Raw genomic sequence first — 1,428 nt, 5'->3', positions numbered from 1 at the left:
GGCGTCACCGGCTCTGGAGCAGCGGCCGCGGCGACCGTGACGCCGATCGACTTCGCGGGCGGGACCGTGGTGCACATCAACGCCGGCATGGCGGGCCTCGTCCTGGCCCTCGTCGTCGGCAGGCGGGTCGGCTTCGGGAAGGTCCCCATGCGACCGCACAACCTCCCGCTCGTCATGCTCGGCGCGGCACTGCTGTGGTTCGGCTGGTTCGGGTTCAACGCCGGCTCCGCCCTCGCCGCCAACGGCACGGCGGGCGTGGCCTGGGTCAACACGACGGTCGCGACGTGCGCGGCGATGCTCGGCTGGCTCGCCACGGAGCGGATCCGCGACGGCCACGCCACCTCCCTCGGCGCCGCCTCGGGAGTCGTGGCCGGGCTGGTGGCGATCACCCCCGCCGCCGGCGCGTTGTCCCCGGTCGGGTCGATCGGACTCGGTGGCGTGGCCGGGGCGCTCTGTGCCCTCGCCGTCGGACTGAAGTACCGGCTCGGCTTCGACGACTCGCTCGACGTCGTCGGCGTCCACCTCGTCGCCGGGCTGTGGGGGACCGTCGGCATCGGGCTCCTCGGCACGCGGACCGGGCTCCTCTACGGCGGCGGGGCGCGTCAGCTCGTCGTGCAGCTGGTCATCGCCACGGCCGCCGTCGTCCTGTCCGGAGTCGTCACCACCATCGTCGGCCTCGCGCTCCGGGCGTCGATGGGGTGGCGGGTCACCTCCGAGGCGGAGCTGACCGGGATCGACCAGGAGCTGCATGCCGAGTCCGCCTACGACTGGAGCAACCTCACCGGCGGTCTCGGGTCGACCCTCGGAGGCGCGCTCGGGAGTGCCCTCGGCGGTGCCGTCGGTGGTGCCCTCGGCAAGGCGGTGCCCGGTCCCAACCCGCCCCCCGCCCTGCTCGCGGCCGGACCCTCCGGCTCGGCCACCCCGGCCACCAGGCCCCACGACCGGAAGGAGACCCAGCGATGAGGCTCGTCACCGCGATCATCAAGCCGCACCGGCTCGACGACGTCAAGGAGGCACTGGAGGCCTTCGGCATCTCCGGGATGACCATCAGCGAGGCCAGCGGTCACGGACGGCAGCGGGGCCACAGCGAGGTCTACCGCGGAGCCGAGTACACCGTCGAGTTCGTGCCGAAGGTGCGGATCGAGGTGCTCGTCGACACGATCGACGCCCCGGACGTCATGGAGGTCATTCTCAAGGCGGCGCAGACGGGTCGGATCGGCGACGGCAAGATCTGGGCCGTGCCGGTCGACGACGTCATCCGCGTCCGCACCGGCGAGCACGGCTCCGCGGCGCTCTGAGCGGCCGGTCATGCGCACCGTGGTGGCTCCCCACACCGGCGACCCGGGCGACGTGCCCGCGTTCCGCGCTCGTCGCCTCGACCTGGCCCGGACCCGGGACTTCGCCACGCCCGGCGCCGGTGCCGCCCGG

General features: G+C 73.8%; 2 protein-coding genes. Both read left to right on the top strand.

Annotated features, from left to right (window positions below; all coding sequences use genetic code 11):
* The coding region (locus N864_RS22240) for an ammonium transporter (protein WP_162164567.1) at positions 1–963 on the top strand (963 nt) is incomplete at its 5' end.
* Positions 960–1,298 carry a P-II family nitrogen regulator gene (locus N864_RS22235; protein WP_034722700.1) on the top strand — a complete coding sequence of 113 codons (339 nt, stop codon included), beginning with the start codon at positions 960–962 and terminating at the stop codon, positions 1,296–1,298. The genes N864_RS22240 and N864_RS22235, both read left to right, overlap by 4 nt.
* The last annotated feature ends 130 nt before the right edge of the window (positions 1,299–1,428 follow it).

This window comes from Intrasporangium chromatireducens Q5-1 (genome assembly GCF_000576575.1).
GTDB lineage: Bacteria > Actinomycetota > Actinomycetes > Actinomycetales > Dermatophilaceae > Intrasporangium_A > Intrasporangium_A chromatireducens.
The sequence above is the reverse complement of the archived record's forward strand: the minus strand, read 5'-3'. Positions and strand labels throughout refer to the sequence as shown.